This window comes from Pseudarthrobacter sp. C4D7 (assembly GCF_013359725.1).
In the GTDB taxonomy this organism is placed as follows: Bacteria; Actinomycetota; Actinomycetes; order Actinomycetales; family Micrococcaceae; genus Arthrobacter.
The window spans coordinates 62,973-83,595 of sequence record NZ_JABFMW010000004.1; the positions used below are offsets into that span (position 1 = coordinate 62,973).

Sequence of the window (20,623 nt, forward strand, 5' to 3'; positions counted from 1 at the left end):
GGTCGAAGAAACGTCCTAGCGGGCTCCCGGTTGCGGCCGCCCGGAGAAAGGATCCCTGCGGTCTTTGGGAACCGTGGGCGGCGGAGTTTTGGTCAACGCGAAGCGGGTAGCAGTGGCCGCACCGCCGGCACCGAGGACTCCGCCCAACACCGCCGTGGACTGCACCAGTGATGGATCTTTGCTTGCGCCCACCTGCCGGGCCGCCTCCTCATAGCCCGTGAGGCTGTGGCCGGGACCCAGCCCGGCGTCTCCCCCGCCGCGCACGTAGAGGTCGTTGGTCATGGTGACGGTGACCTGGTTCCTGGCATCGCGGTTAGGCAAGCCATCGCTGCCGGGCACCCAGTCTGTCCGGTGCTCCAGGTGAAGGGTGCTGACATCGGGGGACGGTGTGATGCGCGAAACCGGAGACCCTGCGGTCAGGACGTATTTGAGCCGATATTCCTTCAGGAAATCCTCGTCAGCCGCGAGGTTCATCGCGTGGATGCCGCCCTGGCTGTAGCCGACAGCAACCACGTCCGCCCCCGGTGCCGCACCCGCCGCACGCAGCGACTGGATCACGGCGGCATTCACGTATCCGGACTGGCCTCCCATGCCGTCAACGATTCCGCCCAGGTCGAAAGGATTGGTTCCCCCGTCGGCTTCATTAACCTGGGTTCCGGGAACCACCACAATGTAGGCCTTGCCGCTTCCGGTATCCACCTCAATGACTTCGATGTAGCCACTTCCGCGGGCTTCAATCAGCTGTACCCTTTGCAGCAGCCCGGCAGGACTGGCGTCAAGATCGATGGGCACACTCTCCTCCCGCGTTGCCGTCACCGTTCCGGTGCGCAGGGAAGGGATGTTTTCTTCGATGACGGGCTCGATCGCGGGCAGGAGGAGGACGGCGTCTGCCGCGAGCATTTCCGTGGCATCCCCGTTCAGGAATCCGGTCCGCCAGAAGTCCACGTGCTTTTGGAACTCAACGTCGGGATCTGACAGCCCCAGCCTCCACTGAAGGTGGGCAGCGGATTCAGCTATCTCATAGTCGCGCCTGCAGCTGCGCACCTGTCCGCTGATCCGCTGCAGTTCCTGGCGAACATCCCGGACGGCATCCTTTGCCTCCCACACGGCCATGAGAGCCGCGGTTCCCGTACCGCGCGGATGGTCCTGTTGCACGCCAAGCTCCTGCCAGGCGGCGAAGAGCCCCGCCTCGATGGCTGCGAGCTGCTCTGCGAGCAGGCTGAGCTTACCGGCTCCCTTCTCAAGCTCATCCAGCTGGACAGTGATGCCGCCGACCCCGCCGGAGACCGTGAGGTTGCCGTCGGGAGGTGGCGGCAAGACCCGGATGGGTCCGCCCGATCCGTGCGGCGTTGCGTCAGCCATCACAACCGCCCATCGGGCGGGCAGTCGGATGTCAGTGCTGCGCTGGCGTGCACTGCCACAGCGGCAGAGGCTTCCCGGATCCGGTCCAGTGCCCTCCGCACCGCCACCGCCTGGAGGCTGACGGAGTTGCGGTAGGCCTGCCCGGCCGGTGATTCCCAGTCCACCAACTGGATCTCCTGGAATCCGGCCAGCACTTCTTCAGTCCTGTCCGAGCACTGCGCCACTTTCCTGCCCACCTCCTGGACATCAAGGCTGACGGCCAGCCCATTCCCCCACATCCCGTCCATCGCACCCTCTCCCTGCTCTTTCCGCCCTGGCTCCCCGGCCGGATTGAATGCCGCAACCCCGCCGCTCCCAACGCTAGGCAGAGGGCACCGCGCACGTCAGCGCCGCCGCCGGCCATGTGGAGAAGTAACGTGGCCGGCCACGCTTAAGGCGGCGCCGGACTTCATGAAAGAATCAGCACATGCCTGAAACTGCCGCCACAGCTGATACCCGTACGCCCTCAGGACGCCTGGCCCTCGCCGCGTCATCGGACAAGATCGCGCTTGGGCCCCTGGACGGCCGTTACCAGTCCGCCGTCGCGCCCCTCGTTGACTACCTGTCCGAGGCCGCCCTCAACCGGGACCGCGTGGCCGTCGAAGTGGAGTGGCTCATCCACCTGACCAGCAACAACGTCCTTCCCGGGGCTGGCCCCCTGAGCACGGAGCAGCAGGCCCGGCTCCGCGCCATCGTCACCGAATTCGACGCCGCATCCGTCGCTGAACTGGCTGAGATCGAAGCCGTGACCGTGCACGATGTGAAGGCCGTGGAGTACTACATTGGCCGCCGCCTCCCCGCCATCGGCATCGAGAACCTGACCGCCATGGTCCACTTCGGCTGCACCTCCGAGGACATCAACAACCTCTCCTACGCTCTGGGCGTCAAGGGCGCTGTGGAGGACGTGTGGCTGCCGGCAGCACGCACCCTGGTGGCACAGATCAGCAGGATGGCGGAGGACAACCGGTCGGTTCCCATGCTGTCCCGCACCCACGGCCAGCCGGCCACCCCCACCACGCTGGGCAAGGAACTGGCCGTCATCGCCCACCGCCTCACCCGCCAGCTGGACCGGATTGCCAAGACCGAATACCTGGGCAAGATCAACGGCGCAACCGGCACCTATGCCGCCCACGTGGCCTCCGTCCCCGGCGCCGACTGGCAGCAGGTTTCCAGGTCGTTCGTGGAAACCCTGGGCCTGACGTGGAACCCGCTCACCACGCAGATCGAAAGCCACGACTGGCAGGCCGAGCTCTACGCCGACGTCGCGCGCTTCAACCGCATCCTGCACAACGTCTGCACGGACATCTGGAGCTACATCTCCATCGGCTACTTCGCGCAGATCCCCGTGGCCGGCGCCACGGGCTCATCCACCATGCCGCATAAGGTCAACCCCATCCGCTTCGAAAACGCCGAGGCCAACCTGGAGATCTCCAACGGCCTGCTGGACACCCTGGCCGCCACCCTGGTGACCTCCCGCTGGCAGCGCGACCTCACCGACTCCTCCAGCCAGCGCAACATCGGCGTGGCGTTCGGCCACTCCCTGCTGGCCATCTCCAACGTAGCCAAGGGCCTGGAGCGCCTCGACGTGGCAGAGGACGTCCTCGCCGCGGACCTGGACACCAACTGGGAGGTCCTCGGCGAGGCGATCCAGATGGTGATGCGGGCGGAGGCGATCGCCGGCGTCGAGGGCATGGAAAACCCCTACGAGCGGCTCAAGGACCTCACCCGCGGCCAGCGCGTGGATGCCGCGCGCATGCAGGAATTCGTTCAGGGCCTGGGCCTTTCCCCGGAAGCCGAAGCACGCCTCCTGGCACTCACCCCCGGCCGGTACACCGGTATCGCGGACCAGCTGGTGGACCACCTGAAGTAGGCCCTGCGCCAGCAGGACAAGAAGGTACGACGGCGGCGCGGGGCTCCCCCGGGCCCGGCGCCTTTTTGTGGCTCGGCAGCGCGACAGCCGCCCCAACGGCGGGCTGACGGCCATTTGGGGTGGGAAACTGGGAACATGAAGCTGCTCCTGATCCGCCATGGCGAAACCCCCGGTAACGTACTGGGGGAGTTGGACACCGATCATCCCGGTCCCGGGTTGACCGAACTCGGCCAACGCCAGGCCGAGGCCATGGCACGGGCACTTGCCAACGAACGCATTGGTGCGCTGTACGCTTCCACCCTGGTCAGGACGCAGATCACTGCCGCTCCCCTGGCGCTGCTGCACACCCTGGAAGTTGAGGTGCTGGAGGGGCTGCACGAGATCGAGGCCGGGGCGCTGGAGAAGCTCACCGACCATGAATCACACAAGCGCTATATGGGCACCGTGATCTCCTGGGCCGCCGGCGACTTGGACCGCCGCATGCCGGCCGGACCGGACGGCCATGCGTTTTTTGAGCGGTTCGACGCCGCGATTGCGCTGGTGGTGGAGCGGGCGGAACGGCAGCAGCACGGCACCGTTGCCGTGGTCAGCCACGGAGCCGCCATCCGCACCTGGGCGGGGCTGCGGGCCGAGGGCGCGGACCACGAGTTCGCTGCGCGCCACGTCCTGGCCAATACCGGAATTGTGGCGGTTGAGGGCAGCCCGGACGCCGGCTGGAACCTGCTCCACTGGGACGGTAGCCCAGTGGGCGGCCTGGCCCTGGCTGACCCAGCCGCCGGGGACCCGACCGGACGGGACGTGTCCGCGCCGTAGGTGTGCTGCCGGCGCTAGGCCTGCTGCCGGTGCCGCCGGGAGGGAAAAGCCCCCGCCGCCGGGCAGGGGCGCGCACCCATGGTGCCCCGCCCGGTGTGGCTGCCCTGGATGCCAGGACTGCCTGACGGTACCCCGGGGATAAGCCGGGCTGCCATCGCTGCGGCGTCGGCCGCCGTCGGCCGGTCCCGGGGATCCATGGCAGTCAGGGACCGCAGGAAAGGAACCCAGTCGCCGAGATGGCCGGGGACGTCCGGTGACCGCAGGGTCCTTGCCACCAGAGACTCGATGGCGGTGCCGGGAAATGCCTTCTGGCCGGTGAGAACTTCCAGCAGCACCAGCCCCATGGCGTAGACGTCCCACGACGGCGCAACTGCCCCGCCGGACGCCTGTTCCGGGCTCATATAGTGCACGGTGCCGGACGAGATCCCTGGCTCGGGTGCCGAGCCGATGGCGGCGGCAATGCCGAGATCGATGATGCGGACAGGACTCCTCCGCAGGCCGCTCAGCATCAGGTTTGCAGGTTTGATGTCCCGGTGCACCAGTCCATTGGCGTGCAGGTATGCCAGGGCACCAAACAGGCCGCGGGCCCAGAGGGCGACAGCGCCGGCCTTGGGGCTTCCCACCCGAATGGTCTCGGCCAGGCTGGCGCCGAGGGCCAGTTCCTCGATGAGGTAGGGCCGGCTGGAGTGGGCGCCAGGGCCTGCAACCACACCTTGGGCCACGAGTTTGACGATTGATGGATGGTCCAGGCGGGCCAGGACCGCCGCTTCGTTCCGGATGCGCTGGTGCTGCTTCCGGCCGCTGGCGGCAGCAACCTTTACGGCGACGTCCGGGCCACCATGCAGGTCCACCGCACGAAATACTTCCGCGCCAGAACCCCTGCCCAGGCGTTCCTTCAGAACGTAGCGGCCTGCCAGCGGGTCGGCAGCAGCTTCCAGCGGGGAGGGCCTCAACAACGGCCGCGTGGCAACGGCGGTCATGCGGGGAACGCGAAGGATGGAGCAGCGGAGTTGTGGTCGGCGCAGTCATCGGTGGCCCAGGCATCGAGCTGGAACCCGCAGGCGCAGCGCCATACCGGTGGAAGCGCGGCCAGTCCTGCGCCGGCTGGAGCAAAGGTGTAGCTGGTTCCCTGCCAACCGGAGGCGGGAGTAACCAGTTGCATCGGAGAGCCGCAGTGGATGGCGGCCTGACCCTGCGGCGCTACGGTGCCGTCCAGGGTGGGCCAGATCAAATCAAAATGCTCGTCCGGGGTTACGGCACCCGTACCGGGCTCACGCGGTGAAACTTCGGTGACAGAAACCAACACACTCACGACTCCGTTGAAAAGCACTTTCGGGAACAATCGTAAGCTTACATATATCTAGCTGAACTAGCTAGTCAGGCTAGTGAACTTTTAATTCTGCGCCTTCTTTGGCGTGCAGTGACTCGGTCATGCCCTGGAGGAAGTCCACCACGATGCGTGCTTCCTCAGCCGTGAGGCCTTCCGCCACCGCCATCATCCGGCGGTGCATGGCACCAAGGGTCTCCCGGACCTCTTTGTCCGATTCCACCGTAGGCACCACCACCACGGAGCGTCGGTCGGTCGGGTGCGCCTCACGGCGGACATGCCCACTGGCTACCAGACGGTCAATCAGCGACGTAGTGGAAGCGCTAGTAATATTGAGGAACTGGCTCAGGTCCTTGGGCACCACCTGCTTGCCGGATGCCTGCACCCGCAGCAGGTACCGCAGGGCGAGGATGTCCGTTTCGCCCATGCCCATGGAGTCCCTGGTATTGCGGCGGATTTCCGTCTCGGCTGCCCGGTAGTCCCGGAGAGCCTTTAATACTGCCGCACTGTAATCCAGTTGCCCGTCGGGTCCGTACCAGTAGCCCGATCCCTCGTTGCCCATAGAAGCCATGCCATCATTTTAGACCAACTGGTAACTAGACCGCCAAGCGAATTGCAACGGGGCCGGTCCGGGCGTTATCCAGCTGCTAACCACGGGGAAACACCTGCGTAACTCCGCCGCCCTAGCCTTGTCAGGCATACCCCTCCGGCGAATAGAGGCAGCTATGCAGACCAACCCCAGGCTCAACATCCGGCAGGTCCCCTGGACCAACCCCGTCGGCGCGGACCTTCGCCGCGCACAGCAGGCCGAACTCGATGCCCGCTTTGGTAGGGCCGACCACGAACCCGGGCCGCCGCCGTCGGGCGCCGACTGCGCCGTCTTCCTGGTGGCGTACGACAAGGGGTCCGGGCAGCCCGTCGGCTGCGGCGGGCTGCGGCTCCTGGATGGAACGACGGCCGAGATCAAACGGCTCTACGTGCTGCCCTATACGCGCGGCTCCGGCGTTGCCAGCTCCATCCTGGCGGCACTGGAGGCGGAGGCGTTCAGCCAAGGCATCACGCGCATCAAAGCCGAAGCGGGGTCGGCCCAGCCGGACGGGCGGAACTTCTACGAAAACTCCGGCTTCGAGCCCGTCCCGAACTTCGGTCCCTACATCGGCGTTGAGCACTCCCACTGCTACGCCAAGGCCATCAACGCCCACAGCGCCGCCCAGACCGCCATGGCGTAGGCTCCGCCCCGGCGTTGCCGCAGAACAGGACTCCCGGGCGACGGGCCAAGGTTTGCCTCCGGTTCAGGCAGGCGCCCCCTTCCGTTTTCCCGGCTGGATCAAAGTAAGAAGCCGGGCTGTTTATCGAATCGATAGCTATAACAGCCCGGTTTTCGTCGTGCCCGGCTATAGGCTGTGCGGACATGCTCCGATTCCAGTCCAGAAATGAGTCCTGATCGTGCGTACATTGAAGACTTTGGTTGCCGCCGCCGTCGCCGCCACCCTCCTCGCCGGCTGCGGCGGAGGCTCCACCCCGCCGGCTTCCAGCGGCGAAGCTTCCGGGGCCCCGGCTGCCGCATCCGGGGACACCCTGGTGATCTACACCAACTCCAACGGCGAAGGCCGGGGCGACTGGCTGGCCGCCAAGGCGGCCGAGGCCGGATACAAGATCGAGATCGTGGGAGCGGGCGGCGCCGATGCCACCAACAAGCTCATTGCGGAGAAGAACAACCCCATTGCCGACGTCGCGTTCGGCCTGAACAACATGTACTTCTCGCAGGTCAAGAACGAGGGCGCACTGGAGGCCTACCAGCCTGCATGGGCGGGCGAAGTGGACAAAGGCCTGGGAGACGGGGAGACCTACTGGCCGCTGGTGAAGCAGGCCATCCTCCTGGGCTACAACTCGGACAAGATCTCCAAGGACGCCGCACCCAAGGACTGGACGGACCTGTGGACCAAGGACGAGTTCAAGAGCCGCTATGAACGGGTGACGGGCCTGGGGACGGCCACCGCGCAGCTGGTCTTCGCCGGCATCCTGTCCCGCTACCGGGACGACTCCGGCGACCTGGGGATTTCCGACGACGGCTGGAAGCAGGTTGAGGAGTATTTCAAGAACGGCAACCCCGCCGTGGCCAAGACCGACCTGTTTGCCCGCATCGCTTCCGGCGACGTGGACATGGGCCAGATGCCGTCCTCGATCATTGCCGACCGCGAGAAGTCCTTCAAGGTCAACGTGGACACTGTCACCCCGTCCGTGGGGGTTCCGCTGGCCGTGGAGCAGCTCGCCCTGGTGAAGGGAAGCAAGAAGAAGGAACAGGCGCAGAAATTCATCGACTGGTTCGGCAGCGCTGAGGTCCAGGGCGAATTCGCCCAGAAATTCAACTCCATGCCCGTCAACAAGAGCGCCCAGGCAAAGGCCAATCCCGAGGTGGTGGACTTCTTTGCCGACCTCAAGCAGCAGGACATTGACTGGGACTTCGTCCAGAAGAACATGGGCGCCTGGGTGGAGAAGATCGAACTGGAATACATGACGTAGTCCGCACTGCCAGCCGCCGTTCCCGCGTTCCAACAGACAGGGTTGCCATGATCCGCTTGGAAAACATTGAAGTTACCTTTGGCGGTTTCACCGCCATCCCCAACCTGGACCTGGATGTCCGCCCCGGCGAATTCTTCACCCTCCTGGGCCCCTCCGGCTGCGGAAAAACGACGGCGCTGCGCACCCTGGCCGGCTTCATCCAGCCGGCCAGGGGTACGGTCAGGGTGGATGGGAAGGATGTCACCCGGCTTCCCAGCGACAAGCGGCAGGTGGGCATGGTCTTCCAGAACTATGCCCTGTTCCCAAGCATGAGCGTGTGGGAAAACATCGCCTTCGGGCTCCGGGTCCGGAAGGAAAAATCGGAAGACAGCGACCGCCTGGTGCGGGACATTGCCCGGCGCGTGGAACTCAGCGACGAACAGCTGGCAAAAAACGTGGCGGAGCTGTCCGGCGGCCAGCAGCAGCGCGTGGCAGTTGCCCGGGCCCTGGTGCTGCGGCCCAAGATCCTGCTTTTGGACGAGCCACTGTCCAACCTGGACGCCAAGCTGCGGCACCAGCTGCGCCAGCAGCTCAAGGACCTGCAGAGCGAGTTCGGCATCACCACCGTGTACGTCACCCACGACCAGGACGAGGCCCTGGCCATGAGCGACAGGGTGGCGGTGTTCAACAAGGGGGTGGTGGAACAGGTCGGGACGCCCCAGGACATCTACGATCACGCCGCCACGGAGTTCGTCTGCAACTTCATTGGCGACAGCTCCGCCTTGACGCCGGAGTTCGTGGCAGAGGTCAACCGTCTCTCCACTGCCGGCCTCAGTACGGAAGCCAAGTCCTACCTGCGGGTGGAAAAAGCCTCCCTGGACCAGCCGGCGGCCGGGGGGCCCGCCGTCGGACTCGCCGCCACGGTGGTGTCCCGGACCTACCACGGCCTGCACAGCCGGTACGTGGTCCGGAGCCATGGCGCTGACATCCGCCTCCTTGTCAGGGAGGACGGGGCCGCGCATCCCCCGGCAGGAACTGCCACCACCGTCTACGTCCAGCCGGAGCACATCCTCCAGTACCACCCGGACACGGGTGCCTCGCTGGCGCAGGACCGGGCGGTTGCCCTGCCATGAGTGGCAGCAGCACGGTGCGGAGCATGGCACGCTCCCCGTTTGTCCTGGTGGTGGGGGTCATCCTCACCTGGTTCATCGCCGCGTTCCTGGTGTGGCCCAACGTGAACATCCTGATGGCCACGTTCTTCCCGGACGGCAGCTTTTCGGGCCGCGCCGCGGAAAAGCTGTTCTCCTCGCAGCGGGCCATGAAGGCGCTGGGCAACAGCTTCCTGCTGGCCGTGGCGCTGTCCGTCACGGTCAACCTGGTGGGCGTCTTCATCGTCCTGGTGACGCATTACTTCCGGATCCGCGGCTCGAGAATCCTGTTCCTGGGCTACGCCTCCACCTTCATCTACGGCGGCATCGTGCTGGCAGCGGGGTACAAGTTCATCTACGGCGACAAGGGCATTGTCACGTCCCTGCTGGTCCGGGTATTCCCCGGGATGGATCCTGGCTGGTTTTCCGGGTTCTTTGCCGTGCTGGTGGTCATGACCTTTGCCACCACCACCAACCACATGCTGTTCGTCGCCAACGCCCTCAAGGGCATCGACTACCAGACCATCGAGGCGGCACGGAACCTTGGCGCCTCCACATGGACCATCCTGCGGCGGATCGTCCTGCCCATGCTCAAGCCCACCCTCTTCGCCGTGACCATCCTGTCCTTCCTCACCGGCCTGGGCGCCCTCAGCGCCCCGCAGGTGCTGGGCGGCCGCGAATTCCAAACCATCACCCCGATGATCCTGACCTTCACCAACAGTCCCACCTCGCGTGACCTGGCGGCCCTGCTGGCCGTGATCCTGGGCCTGGCCACCATGCTGATGCTCGCCGTCATGTCCCGGCTGGAGAAGGGCGGCACCTACTTTTCGGTGTCGAAGGTGTCCTCCGAGCTGCAGAAGCAGGAGATTTCCAATCCCGTGGCCAACGTGGCCGTGCACGCCGTGGCCTATCTCCTCTTCGCCATCTACACGCTTCCGGTGGTGTTGATCGTGCTCTATTCATTTGCCGACGGCGCGGCCATCCAGACCGGACAGCTTTCGCTGGCCAACCTGACACTGGACAACTACATCCGCGTCCTCACCCAGCAGTCCGGGCTCAGGCCGTTCATCGTCAGCGTGGTGTACAGCGCCCTGGCGGCGGTCATCGCGGTGGGCGGGCTGCTCTTCGTGGCGCGGCTGCTGCAGAAGTACAGGAACTGGGTGGCTTCAACGTTTGAATACCTGCTGCACATCCCGTGGATCCTGCCGTCCGCATTGCTTGCCCTGGGCCTGATCGTCAGCTACGACCACCCCAACCCGCTGGTGGGCGGTGCCGTCCTCACCGGAACAACGGTGATCCTGCTCATCGCCTTCGTCACGGTGAAGATCCCGTTCACCCTCCGGATGCTCAAGGCCTCCTTTGCCGCGGTCAATTCTTCCCTGGAGGAGGCTGCCGCCATCATGGGCGCCAAGACGCTCTACGTGTTCCGACGGATCCTCCTGCCCCTGGTGCTTCCGGCTGCGGCAGCCATTACCGCCCTGAACTTCAACAGCCTGCTGGACGATTACGACACCGCCATTTTCCTGGCCCATCCGCTGGTGCAGCCGCTGGGCCTGGTGATCAAAGCCAACACCGACGGTGCCGAGGGCACAGAGGGAATCGCGAACACTTTCGTTTACACGGTGCTCCTCATGGTCATCACCGGAGTGACGATGTACCTCGTGTACGGCAGGTCAGGCCGGCGCAAGGGCACGAAGCGGCTGCCCGACGCGGCGCCCGGGCAGCCGGTCCCCGGGCCGGACCTTCCGCCGGCACAGGCTCCGGCTGAGGATGACGCCGCGCGCCCTGCGGCCGCCGTCCGCTGACCTATCTGCCGGCACCGTTCCCGACGGCGGCCTGCCGGTTCCGCCGCCGGGCCAGGGTGAGCATGCGGTCACGCAGCGGCTGGGCCCGGTCAGCCAGTGCCACCCGTCCGAGCGCCGTGGAGGCCACGCTCACGGCGCGGGTCCGGAGCCGCCGCTGCCGGTTGTAGGCACGCAGCGCCTGCGCCGGGTCCTGCCCTGCCGGGACGGAGTTCAGGAGGCCGGCCAGTGTCACCGCGTCCACCAGCGATTCGCAGGCGCCCCTGCCAAGGGTGGGCAGCATGCCATGCGCGGCATCGCCGATGAGTACGGTCCGGCCGCGGACGTAGGAGCGCAGCTGCGGAACTGTCCACAGCCGCTGGACCAGGCACTGCTCCGGCGTGGCTGCGGCCAGGGCGCGCCGGATGGCAGGGGCGTGGCCGGAGAAACGCTCCCGGGCCTGGTCCAGCGCTGACGGAACGTCGATTCCGTAGGGACCAAGCCCGGACCGGTAACTGGCATACCAGAAGGATCCGCCCCGGGCGGCGGCCATGCCGAACAGATCGCCGCGGCCCCAGTATTCGCCCACCTCATCCGGGGCCACCGGGGTGCTGAGCGTTCCCCGCAGGGCCAGGTAGGGCGTCAGGTGCGACCCGGTTCCAGGGCCCCACGCCGTGCTGCGGACCACGCTGTGGACACCGTCGGCGCCCACTACCAGGCTGCCGTCCGCGGGGACCGGCTGCACGGTGCCGGTGACACGGCGGACGGCGGCGGGCACGGCGGCATCCAGCAGCCGGATCAGGTCGATCCGGGAGATGCCGAACATCTCCCCCGCGTCGACCGTGACCCACGGTTCGCCCTGGGCGTTCCGGACAGCCCCGCTGCCCAGAACCGGGCTGACCGCCCGCGCCTGCTCCAGGATCCCCAAGCGTTCCAGGGCGCGCTGGGCGTTGGGCCACATTCCGAGGGCGTTGCCCACCGTGGGCAGTTCCGGCCGCTTCTCGTACACCGTCACCTGGAAGCGGCGGGGATCCAAGGCTGCCGCCAAGGCCAGGCCGGCGATGCCGCCGCCAACGATCGTGATCGTTTCCATGCCGCCATTTTACTACTTTTGTAGTGAACGGGAACGGGTAACACTACACTGAATCCATGCCGGACCGACGCACCCTCCTGCTCGACGCCGCCCTGGCCGTGGTGGCGGACAAGGGCATGAAGGGCCTCACCCACCGCGCCGTGGATACGGCCGCAGGCCTGTCGGAGGGCACCACCTCCAACTACTACCGCAACCGCGCAGCCCTGGTTGACGCCGCACTTGACCGGATGCTTGAGCTGGACGCCGCGCTCCTCCGGGAACAGGGGCCCGCGGGCCCGCCCAAGGATGTGGGTGAACTGGCAGGCCAGCTTGCCTCCATGGTGGCGCTGCTGGCCGGCCGGCACGCCGGCCTTACCCGGGCCCGGCTGGCCCTTTCCCTGGACAGGCCGGAGTCCGTGACGGCCGGCCACTTCCAGCTGGTGGGTGGCCTGGAACATGCCCTTGCCGCGCTGGGTGTCCAGGATGCGAAGGACCGGGCGCGGGATGTGGCCGACTATGGCGACGGTGTGCTGCTGCACCTGCTCACCGTCAGGCGGGACGAGCAGCCCGACGCTCCCGCCATCGCAGCCGCCGTCCGGCGGCTGGTGGGCAACTAGCCCAACCCGGCCGCCGGCGTCGTACCTTCCCGGGCCCTCTACGCCGAGGCGGGCCAGCCCGTGTACGCCTCAGCCAGGTAGGCCTTGCCGTGGCGGGAGGAGACCACGGAGTTCAGTTCGCCCAACTGGCGGGCGCGGGAGAAATCGTCCGCATCGGCCGGAGTGTGCAGCATGGTGGTCATCCAGTAGGAGAACTGCTGGGCCTTCCACACCCGGTCAAGGGCGCGGTCGCTGTAGGTGTCCAGGAGCCGGTCCGAGCCGGAGTTGTAATGGCTGTCCAGCCCTTCGAAGAGGACCTTCACGTCATGGATGGCAAGGTTGAGGCCCTTGGCGCCGGTGGGCGGAACGGTGTGCGCAGCGTCGCCGGCCAGGAACAGGTTGCCGTGGCGCATGGGGGTGTGGACGAAGCTTCGGAACGGCAGCACCATCTTTTCCAGGACCGGGCCTTCCTTGAGCTCGAAGCCGTTGCCGTTGACGCGGCTGCGGAATTCGGCCCAGATCCGGTCGTCATCCCATTCCGCCACGTTTTCCTTGGGGTCGCACTGGAAGTACATCCGCTGCACGGTCTCCGTGCGCTGGCTGATCAGGGCGAAGCCGTTGGCGGAGTTGGCGTAGATGAGTTCGTCGGAACTGCGCGGCGCCTCGGCCAGGATGCCGAACCAGGCAAAGGGGTACTCATGGAAATACCACTTGCGGTGGGCCTCCGGGATCTGGAACCGGCAGTGGCTGCGCGAACCGTCCGCGCCCACCAGGAAGTCGGCCTGGATTTCGAACTCGACGCCGTCGGCATCGGTGAACCAGACCTTCGGCTTTCCCTCCAGTTCGTGGACGGTGGTGTCGGTGACGCTGTAGCGCACGTCGCCGCCGTCGCCCTTCCTGCGGGCTGCGAGGTCCAGGAAGACGTCCGTCTGCGGGTACAGCCACACGGACTCGCCCACCAGGTCCTTGAAGTCGATGCGGTGGCTCTCGTTGTTGAAGCGCAGTTCGATGCCGTCGTGCCGGTCGCCGTCGCGCAGCACCCGGTCGGAGACGCCGCTGTCCACCAGCAGGTTGACGGTTCCATGCTCCAGGATGCCGGCGCGTACGGTGTGCGAGATCTCTTCATGGCTGCGGATCTCAATCACCGTGGACTCAATGCCTGACGTGGCCAGTAGATGGGAGAGCATCAGCCCCGCCGGGCCGCCTCCCATGATGGCCACCTGGGTGGTGATGACTTTACGTGCCATGGCTGTGTCTCGCTTCGTTGCGGGGCCCGTGGGCCGAAATGGTTGCCTGCGTTCAGTGTGCGCCAGGGCGGGTGACCGGCGTTACAGGCATTCCGTTCAACGGACTCCGGCGGTCTGGGGTGGGGTGGCGGATCAGGCCTCAGCCAGGCCGCGGGCGATGCCGCGGGCGGCCGTCTGGAGTGCCGGGACCAGGGCCTGCAGCCGCATTTCCCGCAGCGGAACCACGACGCCGAGGGATGCCACCGCGCGCTGGCGGCGGTTCAGGACGGGCACGGCGATGCCCCAGGTATCCGGATCAACCACGCCCTTCAGCTGCGCGAAACCCTGGAGGGACGTATCCGCGAGGAGGGTCCGCACGTCATCGGCAGCCAGCTTTCCGTACGGATCGTGGAACTGGCCCAGGTATTCCTGCTGCAGCGCCCTGTCCTGGTGGGCCATCAGCGCCAGCCCGGCGGACGAAATGTGGATAGGCATCCGGCCCGCCACCTGCGCACGGTTCGCCACCGATCCGCGCCGGGAAAGCCGCTCAACGAACAACGCCTCCCAGCCGTCCAGCACCGCCAGGTTCACATTCTGGTTCAGGACCTGCTGGATATCCTCCATGAACGGCATGGCAGCCTGGCGCAGCGCCAGCGCCGGGGAAACGCGGTTCACCAGTTCCCAGAGCCGGAGGCCGGGCCGGACGATTCCACCGGGGGCGGTTTCCAGCAGCCCGTGGCCGGCAAGCTGCCCCACCAGCCGGTGCGTGGTGGTCAGCGGCAGGCCGGCGCGGTCAGCGAGCTCCGACAGACGGAGGTCGGTGACGTCCTGCGGGAAGGCGGAGATCAGCCGCACAATCCGGTCCACCACCGAATCGCCCGAACTTGAGTTCGCCACGGCCGCACAACCTTCCGTTGAATGGGAAGTCCAGCGTACCGCGCCTGCCGTCCGGACGGCCGGGTGGGAGGCGCCTTACAAATGGCCGGGCACCTCCAAACTGCCACTCCCCGGGAGGGGCGGTCAGGCCGCCGTCGCACCCCGCCGCGGCCCGGGCCGAAGGCGCCGCCATGCGCCTGGGGCGAGCACGACGGCAATGCCGACGGCGGCACCGATGACGGTCTCGATGATGCGGTCCCGCAGCAGGATGGATGCCGATGCCGGGACCACCAGGAGCGTGGACACCAGCGCCAGGGGCGTCACGAATACCTGGGCCACCAGGTACTGGCGGATGATGAACATTTCGGCACCGAACTGGCAGAGCGCCATGACCAGCACTGTCTGCCACGGCTGGAGGCCCACCAGCAGGACGGCGGCCAGGACCAGCAGGCCCAGCACGGTGCCGATGATTCGTTGGACCCCCCGGCGGACCCGGTGCCTGGTGGTATGCCCTACGAGCGGAACCACCGCGGCCACCATGGCCCAATAGTTGTGCCCGAAGCCCAGCCGGCCGCCCGCCCAGGTGGCCAACGACCCGGCCAGGCCCGCCGCCACCAGGTAGCCGAAGCCCTCAAGCCACGCCGTCCGCTTCTCGGCGGCGGTGCGCCGGATGCGGGGAGGCCTGGTCCAGGGGGTGCGGTGGCTGGCAAGAATCCTTGAGGAGAAGCCGACCAGCAGGGCGAACACCGTGGTGAGGACGGACACCAGCATGCCCTGCCACAGCGGCGGCTGGTTGGGGATGGAGGCGATGGCGGCAAAGGCGAAGATGTGGAAGAGGGATCCTGCCGGCCTCAGCCTCAGCCAGGAAATAGCCACCGAACACGCCCCGGCAACCAGCGTGGTGGCCAGGACCAGCAACCAGGTGTGCGCGGCGACATCCAGCCCCCAGGCAGGGCCCATCCGGGCGGCGAGCGCGGCGAGGAGGATCACCAGCAGCATCAGCAGTCCGGCCCGGAGCTGCAGCACAAAGCGGACGGCGTGCGGCTCCCCGCGGCCGTAGATTCCCGTGAAGGCACCGAAGGACGCGAAGATGGCCAGGTCCAGCCTGCCCAGCAGCACCAAGGTGATCAGGGGAACGAAGACGCCGACGGCGCACCTCAGCGCCGGGTGGTGGTCCTTATTGCCGGGGGCGATGCTGAACATTTCAGCAAACATCTTCACGGGGGCAGCGCCTTCCTTGGGGGTGGATTCCGGGGTGGCGGCCGCGCTGACGTTCCTGGCCAATCCTACGGGGCAGACCCCCTGAACCGCCCGGCGCGTTCCCATGAACGGAATCGGGGGGAACGCGGCGGAAACACGGTTCCACGACGCTTGGGTCATGAATCACCCCTCCCCCGCCGCACGGCACGCAGTCACAATCCGTTTCCAGGCGACCCAGGGCCCTGAGCCGCCAAAAAGTCTTGACAGTGGCGGGAGTCACTTCTACCTTTGATTTTGGGATCCCAATTTGGGATCCCAAAACTAAGAACCGCTCCACGCTCCGGATCGTCCGGCGGTTACTTCCCCACCGGCGGGCCCCCTCCCGCCGCCAAGCACCACACATCTTACGAACCCTCCCCATCCGTAAACTTCCCCGTGAAGGAGAAGCTGTGTCCATACCAAACACCGAAACAACGGCACCTTCCACAGAGGCTGCTGCCGGCTCCGCCGGCCAGCCCGGAAAGGACGGCACGCAACGGCGCACTGCCGTCCGCTGGCGGCTGTTCCTGCTGCTCCTGGTCCTGGTGTCCGTCAACTACATCGACCGCGGTTCGATTTCCGTGGCGCTGCCCATCATCCAAAAGGAATTCAACATGGCGCCCGAACTGGTGGGGCTGCTGTTGTCCGCCTTTTTCTGGACCTACGCCCTGATGCAGGTCCCTGTCGGCTGGCTGATCGATAAGTTCGGCCCCCGCAAAGTCATGACCGCGTCCTGCCTCGGCTGGGGTGCTGCCACAGCGGCGTCCGGCATGGCCGGCGGCTTCCTGAGCATGTTCATCGCCCGGCTCGGAATCGGTGTCACCGAGGCCGGTGTGATGCCGGCCGGTGGCAAACTCAACGCAATCTGGATGCATAAATCCGAACGCGGCCGCGGCGCCACCATCCTCGACGCCGGCGCGCCCCTCGGGGCGGGTCTGGGCGGCATCATCATCGCCGGCCTCATCGCCTCCACCGGCAGCTGGCGCTGGTCATTCGTCATCGCCGGCGCAGCCACGGTCCTCATGGGCCTGGCGGTCTGGTGGTACGTCCGGGACAACCCCCGCCAGCACCGCGGCGTGAACGACGCCGAGGCCGCCTACATCGAAGCCTCGCACGCTGCCGAGGACGCAGAGGCAGCCGTTGACGGCAGTACGGGCAAGCGCGGGCTGCTTCCCTACCTCAAATTCCGCTCTTTCTGGGCCATGTGCCTGGGCTGGCTGGGTTTCAACGGCGTCTTCTACGGCCTGCTGACCTGGGGCCCGCTGTACCTTGCCCAGGCCAAGGGCTTCGACCTGAAGACCATTGGCTGGTCCACCCTTGTGATCTTCGGCGCCGGGTTCGTGGGCGAAATCATCGGCGGCACCATCGCCGACAAGTGGCGGGCCTCCGGGGCCTCCGCCAACCTGGTCATGCGGACCCTGCTGGGCATCTCCAGTGCCGTGGTGATCGGCGGCCTGGTAGGCGTCACGGTGGTCCCCGATGCCACCACCGCCGTAGTCCTGCTCTCCCTGGTCCTGTTCTTCCTGCGCTGGGTGGGCCTGTTCTGGAGCATCCCCGCCATCCTGGGCGGCCGCACCAACGCCGGCGTCCTGGGCGGTGCCATGAACCTCAGCGGCAACATCTCCGGCTTCGTCACCCCCATCGTCGTCGGCCTGATCGTCGGAGCCACCGGTTCCTACACCTGGGCGCTGCTCTACTTCGTGGGTTCCGCCGTCATCATGGGCGCATCAGTGCTGACCCTGAACTACAACAAGCGGCTTCCTGTCTAAGCTGACCCTCGCAGGGACACCTGCAAACAACGCCCCCGCAGCCGGGAGCAGTGCCGCACACATCCGAATGGAGCATCATGCTGACCGCAGAAGAGACCCAGGACAAGGACCGCCCCCTCCGCGAGACTGTCCGGGACACCCTCCGCACCCGGATTTTTGAAGGACACTATGCTCCCGGCACGCGGCTGGTGGAACGCGACCTGGCAGCCGAATTCTCCGTATCCCGGCTGCCGGTCCGAGAGGCGCTCCGCATGCTGCGCCAGGAAGGCCTCATCAGTGACCGGGGCGCACGCGGGGCCGAAGTCAGCAGCCTCAGCCCCAAGGACGTGGAAGACCTCTTCGACGTCCGCCAGTCGCTTGAAGTCCTCGCCTGCCGGCTCGCCGCCAGGCGGGCCACCAGGGACGACCTCGCCTACCTTAAAGGGCTGCTGGACAACGCGGAGGCGTTCCTGGCCAAGGGGGCGGTGATGGAAGCCCACCGCTCCAACAGCGAATTCCATGACGCCATCACCGGCATCGCGGACAACAACTTCCTCAAATCCGCCCTGGAACCCCTCCAGGGCCGCATGCACTGGCTGTTCCGGCACGTCAGCGACCTGCCCGAGCTCATCCGGGAACACCGCGAACTCTACGCCGCGATTGCCAGCGGCGACCCGGACAAGGCAGCCGCCCAGTCCGCCTCCCATATTGGAAAGTACCGGGACCAGTTCCCGGAGGACTTCCAAAAGACCGAACCAGAATTCCACCGGAAGAGAAAATGAAACTCCTGGTCATCAACCCCAACATCAGCGCCGACGTCACCGCACTGATCGAATCCGAGGCGCTCCGCTCCGCCTCCCCCGGCACCGAACTGCTGGTCCGGACGGCAGGCCACGGCGTTGAATACATCGAAACCCGCTTCGAATCCCTCATCGCCGCCGGTGCAGTGGCCGAAATCATCGCCGAACACACCCGCCCCGGGGCAGACCCGGTGGACGCCGTAGTGGTGGCAGCCTTCGGCGATCCGGGCATGCCGGCCCTCAAGGAACTGGCGGACATCCCCGTCATCGGCATCACGGAGGCCGCCCTGTGCGCGGCCGCCCTGCAGGGCCACCGCTTCTCCATCATCGCCATCTCTGACCGGATCAGGCCCTGGTACCGCGACTGCGTCGAGCGGTTCGGGCTGGCCGGCCGGCTGGCCTCCATCCGCTCCATCAACGACTCCCTCAGCAGCATCGCTTCCGTGCAACAGGACTTCAAGGAAACCCTGCTGGCACTGAGCCGGCAGGCCGTCGCCGAGGACGGCGCCGACGTCGTGATCCTCGCCGGCGCCCCGCTGGCCGGGCTCGCCCGCGAACTGGACGGACAGATCCCCGTTCCCGTGGTGGACGGAATCTCCGCCGGCATCCGCATGGCCGAAGCCGTAGCTGCGCTGCAGTCCGGAACCCACCGCGCCGGCGCCTTCGCGCCACCCCCCGCCAAAGACCGCAAGGGCCTGTCCGGCAACCTGGACGCCGCCCTCGCCGGCCGCCAGGAATACGCCGGCACCCCGCAGCCCGCGGCCTAAGCCAGATCCCACCAACTCGAGGAGGACACCGATGTCCCACCAGCCAGAACTTGTCATCGCCAACGCCACCGTGGTGAACAGCGACGGCCGCCAAACGGCCCACATTGTGGTGTCCGGCGGCCGGATCACAGCCCTTGTGGATGCCGCCCACCCCGCCCCGGCCGCAGACCGCACCCTCGACGCCACCGGAAGGCTGGTGATCCCCGGCGGCGTGGACGGGCACTGCCACGTGGCCCAGGTGACCGGACGCTTCCGCACCCTGGACGACTACCGCACCACCTCCACCGCGGCGCTGTGGGGCGGCACCACCACCATCATCGACTTCGGCATCCCCCGCGATGCCCAGGAAACACCGCTGGCCGCCGTCCTGCACAAAAAGGAACTCGCCACCCAGGCCCGCTGCGACGTCGCCCTGCACGGCGCCGTGGTCAGCTGGGATGAAACCGTGCCGTGGCAACTGGAACAGCTGGCCGCCGAGGGCGTCCGTTCAGTGAAGATGTACACCACCAACCGCGGCACCACCATGGCCGACGGCGGAACCATCCTTAAAGTCATGCGCGAAATGGTGCGGCTGGACGGACTGGCCTACATCCACGCCGAGCACGACCCCATCATTGCCGACTGCACCGAACAGCACGCCCAGGACGGCCGGATCGGCATCGAACACCTGCACCGGACCCGGCCCGAACTGGCCGAGGAAATCTCCGTCAAGGAAACCCTTGCCATGGCCGAGTACACCGGCGCACCGGTGTACTTCGTCCACCAGTCCACGCCCGGGGCTGTGGACCTCGTGGCCCAGGCCCGGGAACGCGGGCTTGAGGCATACTCGGAGACCTGCCCCCACTACGTCACGCTGGACGACACCGTCTACGCCTCCGCGTTCCCTGAGTGGTTCGCCTGCTGCCCGCCCATGCGCAGCCCGGAAACCGTGGCCGCGCTCAAGGACCGGCTGGTATCCGGCGCCATCCACACCATGTCCTCGGACCACTCCTGCTACGACCTGTCCCAAAAGCGCGAGCGCACCGATGACGTGCGCGCCATGCCGCACGGACTGCCCGGAGTGGAGACGCGGATGCCGGTCACGTTCACCGCAATGACCTCCGCCGGAGCCACCGTTGAGCAGTTCGTCAGCGCGTTCGCTGCGGAGCCCGCGCGGATCAACGCCGTCCCCGGCAAAGGCCGTATCGCCGAAGGCTTCGACGCCGACCTGGTCATCTTCGATCCCGCCGAAGAGCGCACGGTCAACGGCGCAGCCCTGCACATGGGAACCGACTTCTCGCCCTTCGACGGGAAGGCATTCACCGGCTGGCCCGCCGTCGTGGTGTCCAACGGGCGCGTAGTGCTGGACGATGGCGGCTTCCACGACCCGGGAGCCGTGGGCCGCTTCATCCCCCGCAACGGTTTCCGGCAGCACCAGTCCGCGGCCGCCCTCCAGCCAGCCGCCGTCCTCTAGGAGT

20 protein-coding genes are annotated in these 20,623 nt (G+C 66.8%); 11 read left to right on the forward strand and 9 right to left on the reverse strand.

Translation table 11 applies throughout. From position 1 onward, the window contains the following. Positions 1-15 precede the first annotated feature (15 nt). Complete coding sequence (locus HNO81_RS04865; protein ID WP_175317010.1) at positions 16-1,362, reverse strand: hypothetical protein; 1,347 nt, start codon at positions 1,360-1,362, stop codon at positions 16-18. Beyond that, complete coding sequence (locus tag HNO81_RS04870) at positions 1,362-1,649, reverse strand: hypothetical protein (protein ID WP_175317011.1); 288 nt, start codon at positions 1,647-1,649, stop codon at positions 1,362-1,364. The genes HNO81_RS04865 and HNO81_RS04870 overlap by 1 nt, the downstream gene beginning before the upstream one ends. Before the next feature lie 179 nt (positions 1,650-1,828). On the opposite strand from HNO81_RS04870, the gene purB reads away from it, so the two are divergent. Further along, positions 1,829-3,271: an adenylosuccinate lyase gene (gene purB / locus HNO81_RS04875; protein ID WP_175317012.1), complete on the forward strand. Its 1,443-nt coding sequence runs from the start codon at positions 1,829-1,831 to the stop codon at positions 3,269-3,271. A gap of 135 nt (positions 3,272-3,406) precedes the next feature. Then, positions 3,407-4,084, forward strand: a complete 678-nt coding sequence (locus tag HNO81_RS04880) for a histidine phosphatase family protein (protein ID WP_175317013.1) — start codon at positions 3,407-3,409, stop codon at positions 4,082-4,084. Between the two features lie 14 nt (positions 4,085-4,098). On the opposite strand, the gene HNO81_RS04885 is transcribed toward HNO81_RS04880, so the two are convergent. From HNO81_RS04885 to HNO81_RS04895, 3 genes are all read right to left on the reverse strand, one after another. Next, complete coding sequence (locus tag HNO81_RS04885; RefSeq protein WP_175317014.1) at positions 4,099-5,064, reverse strand: serine/threonine-protein kinase; 966 nt, start codon at positions 5,062-5,064, stop codon at positions 4,099-4,101. Next, positions 5,061-5,315: a hypothetical protein gene (locus HNO81_RS04890; protein ID WP_254703307.1), complete on the reverse strand. Its 255-nt coding sequence runs from the start codon at positions 5,313-5,315 to the stop codon at positions 5,061-5,063. Before HNO81_RS04890 ends, HNO81_RS04885 begins: the two co-directional genes overlap by 4 nt. A 151-nt stretch (positions 5,316-5,466) precedes the next feature. Continuing rightward, positions 5,467-5,982 carry a MarR family winged helix-turn-helix transcriptional regulator gene (locus tag HNO81_RS04895; protein WP_175317016.1) on the reverse strand — a complete coding sequence of 172 codons (516 nt, stop codon included), beginning with the start codon at positions 5,980-5,982 and terminating at the stop codon, positions 5,467-5,469. A 154-nt stretch (positions 5,983-6,136) separates the two neighbouring features. Here HNO81_RS04895 and HNO81_RS04900 point away from each other — a divergent pair, with 154 nt between their 5' ends. From HNO81_RS04900 to HNO81_RS04915, 4 genes are all read left to right on the forward strand, one after another. After that, positions 6,137-6,640, forward strand: coding sequence for a GNAT family N-acetyltransferase (locus HNO81_RS04900; RefSeq protein ID WP_175317017.1), 504 nt, complete (start codon positions 6,137-6,139; stop codon positions 6,638-6,640). A gap of 217 nt (positions 6,641-6,857) precedes the next feature. Next, positions 6,858-7,934 (forward strand): extracellular solute-binding protein, encoded by a 1,077-nt coding sequence (locus tag HNO81_RS04905; protein ID WP_175317018.1) that lies wholly within the window; start codon positions 6,858-6,860, stop codon positions 7,932-7,934. A gap of 47 nt (positions 7,935-7,981) precedes the next feature. After that, positions 7,982-9,046, forward strand: coding sequence for an ABC transporter ATP-binding protein (locus tag HNO81_RS04910; RefSeq protein WP_175317019.1), 1,065 nt, complete (start codon positions 7,982-7,984; stop codon positions 9,044-9,046). Then, positions 9,043-10,866: an iron ABC transporter permease gene (locus HNO81_RS04915; RefSeq protein ID WP_175317020.1), complete on the forward strand. Its 1,824-nt coding sequence runs from the start codon at positions 9,043-9,045 to the stop codon at positions 10,864-10,866. Before HNO81_RS04910 ends, HNO81_RS04915 begins: the two co-directional genes overlap by 4 nt. Position 10,867: 1 nt before the next feature. Here the strand turns inward: HNO81_RS04915 and HNO81_RS04920 are convergent, their stop codons facing one another. Then, positions 10,868-11,935, reverse strand: coding sequence for an FAD-dependent oxidoreductase (locus HNO81_RS04920; RefSeq protein ID WP_175317021.1), 1,068 nt, complete (start codon positions 11,933-11,935; stop codon positions 10,868-10,870). Positions 11,936-11,991: 56 nt separating this feature from the next. Here HNO81_RS04920 and HNO81_RS04925 point away from each other — a divergent pair, with 56 nt between their 5' ends. Beyond that, positions 11,992-12,531: a TetR/AcrR family transcriptional regulator gene (locus tag HNO81_RS04925; protein ID WP_175317022.1), complete on the forward strand. Its 540-nt coding sequence runs from the start codon at positions 11,992-11,994 to the stop codon at positions 12,529-12,531. A gap of 38 nt (positions 12,532-12,569) precedes the next feature. Here HNO81_RS04925 and HNO81_RS04930 read toward each other — a convergent pair whose 3' ends face one another. From HNO81_RS04930 to HNO81_RS04940, 3 genes are all read right to left on the reverse strand, one after another. Next, positions 12,570-13,757 carry a 4-hydroxybenzoate 3-monooxygenase gene (locus tag HNO81_RS04930; protein ID WP_175317023.1) on the reverse strand — a complete coding sequence of 396 codons (1,188 nt, stop codon included), beginning with the start codon at positions 13,755-13,757 and terminating at the stop codon, positions 12,570-12,572. Positions 13,758-13,889: 132 nt separating this feature from the next. Next, positions 13,890-14,633, reverse strand: a complete 744-nt coding sequence (locus tag HNO81_RS04935; RefSeq protein WP_175317024.1) for an IclR family transcriptional regulator — start codon at positions 14,631-14,633, stop codon at positions 13,890-13,892. A gap of 123 nt (positions 14,634-14,756) precedes the next feature. Then, positions 14,757-15,833 (reverse strand): FUSC family protein, encoded by a 1,077-nt coding sequence (locus tag HNO81_RS04940; RefSeq protein ID WP_175317145.1) that lies wholly within the window; start codon positions 15,831-15,833, stop codon positions 14,757-14,759. A 428-nt stretch (positions 15,834-16,261) separates the two neighbouring features. On the opposite strand from HNO81_RS04940, the gene HNO81_RS04945 reads away from it, so the two are divergent. The 4 genes from HNO81_RS04945 to HNO81_RS04960 all read left to right on the forward strand — a co-directional run bounded on the left by HNO81_RS04945 (position 16,262) and on the right by HNO81_RS04960 (position 20,619). Further along, on the forward strand, positions 16,262-17,620 hold the full coding sequence (locus HNO81_RS04945) for an MFS transporter (protein ID WP_175317025.1): 1,359 nt from the start codon (positions 16,262-16,264) through the stop codon (positions 17,618-17,620). Between the two features lie 77 nt (positions 17,621-17,697). Next, positions 17,698-18,381 (forward strand): GntR family transcriptional regulator, encoded by a 684-nt coding sequence (locus HNO81_RS04950; protein ID WP_175317026.1) that lies wholly within the window; start codon positions 17,698-17,700, stop codon positions 18,379-18,381. After that, positions 18,378-19,166: an aspartate/glutamate racemase family protein gene (locus HNO81_RS04955; protein WP_175317027.1), complete on the forward strand. Its 789-nt coding sequence runs from the start codon at positions 18,378-18,380 to the stop codon at positions 19,164-19,166. Before HNO81_RS04950 ends, HNO81_RS04955 begins: the two co-directional genes overlap by 4 nt. Positions 19,167-19,197: 31 nt before the next feature. Beyond that, on the forward strand, positions 19,198-20,619 hold the full coding sequence (locus HNO81_RS04960; RefSeq protein ID WP_175317028.1) for an amidohydrolase family protein: 1,422 nt from the start codon (positions 19,198-19,200) through the stop codon (positions 20,617-20,619). Positions 20,620-20,623: the final 4 nt, after the last annotated feature.

Bases quoted from the DNA above. Each gene is read 5' to 3' on its own strand.
- HNO81_RS04865 (WP_175317010.1), bottom strand. From the start codon at position 1,362: ATGGCTGACGCAACGCCGCACGGATCGGGCGGACCCATCCGGGTCTTG.
- HNO81_RS04870 (WP_175317011.1), bottom strand. From the start codon at position 1,649: ATGGACGGGATGTGGGGGAATGGGCTGGCCGTCAGCCTTGATGTCCAG.
- purB (WP_175317012.1), top strand. From the start codon at position 1,829: ATGCCTGAAACTGCCGCCACAGCTGATACCCGTACGCCCTCAGGACGC.
- HNO81_RS04880 (WP_175317013.1), top strand. From the start codon at position 3,407: ATGAAGCTGCTCCTGATCCGCCATGGCGAAACCCCCGGTAACGTACTG.
- HNO81_RS04885 (WP_175317014.1), bottom strand. From the start codon at position 5,064: ATGACCGCCGTTGCCACGCGGCCGTTGTTGAGGCCCTCCCCGCTGGAA.
- HNO81_RS04895 (WP_175317016.1), bottom strand. From the start codon at position 5,982: ATGGCTTCTATGGGCAACGAGGGATCGGGCTACTGGTACGGACCCGAC.
- HNO81_RS04900 (WP_175317017.1), top strand. From the start codon at position 6,137: ATGCAGACCAACCCCAGGCTCAACATCCGGCAGGTCCCCTGGACCAAC.
- HNO81_RS04910 (WP_175317019.1), top strand. From the start codon at position 7,982: ATGATCCGCTTGGAAAACATTGAAGTTACCTTTGGCGGTTTCACCGCC.
- HNO81_RS04915 (WP_175317020.1), top strand. From the start codon at position 9,043: ATGAGTGGCAGCAGCACGGTGCGGAGCATGGCACGCTCCCCGTTTGTC.
- HNO81_RS04920 (WP_175317021.1), bottom strand. From the start codon at position 11,935: ATGGAAACGATCACGATCGTTGGCGGCGGCATCGCCGGCCTGGCCTTG.
- HNO81_RS04925 (WP_175317022.1), top strand. From the start codon at position 11,992: ATGCCGGACCGACGCACCCTCCTGCTCGACGCCGCCCTGGCCGTGGTG.
- HNO81_RS04930 (WP_175317023.1), bottom strand. From the start codon at position 13,757: ATGGCACGTAAAGTCATCACCACCCAGGTGGCCATCATGGGAGGCGGC.
- HNO81_RS04950 (WP_175317026.1), top strand. From the start codon at position 17,698: ATGCTGACCGCAGAAGAGACCCAGGACAAGGACCGCCCCCTCCGCGAG.
- HNO81_RS04955 (WP_175317027.1), top strand. From the start codon at position 18,378: ATGAAACTCCTGGTCATCAACCCCAACATCAGCGCCGACGTCACCGCA.
- HNO81_RS04960 (WP_175317028.1), top strand. From the start codon at position 19,198: ATGTCCCACCAGCCAGAACTTGTCATCGCCAACGCCACCGTGGTGAAC.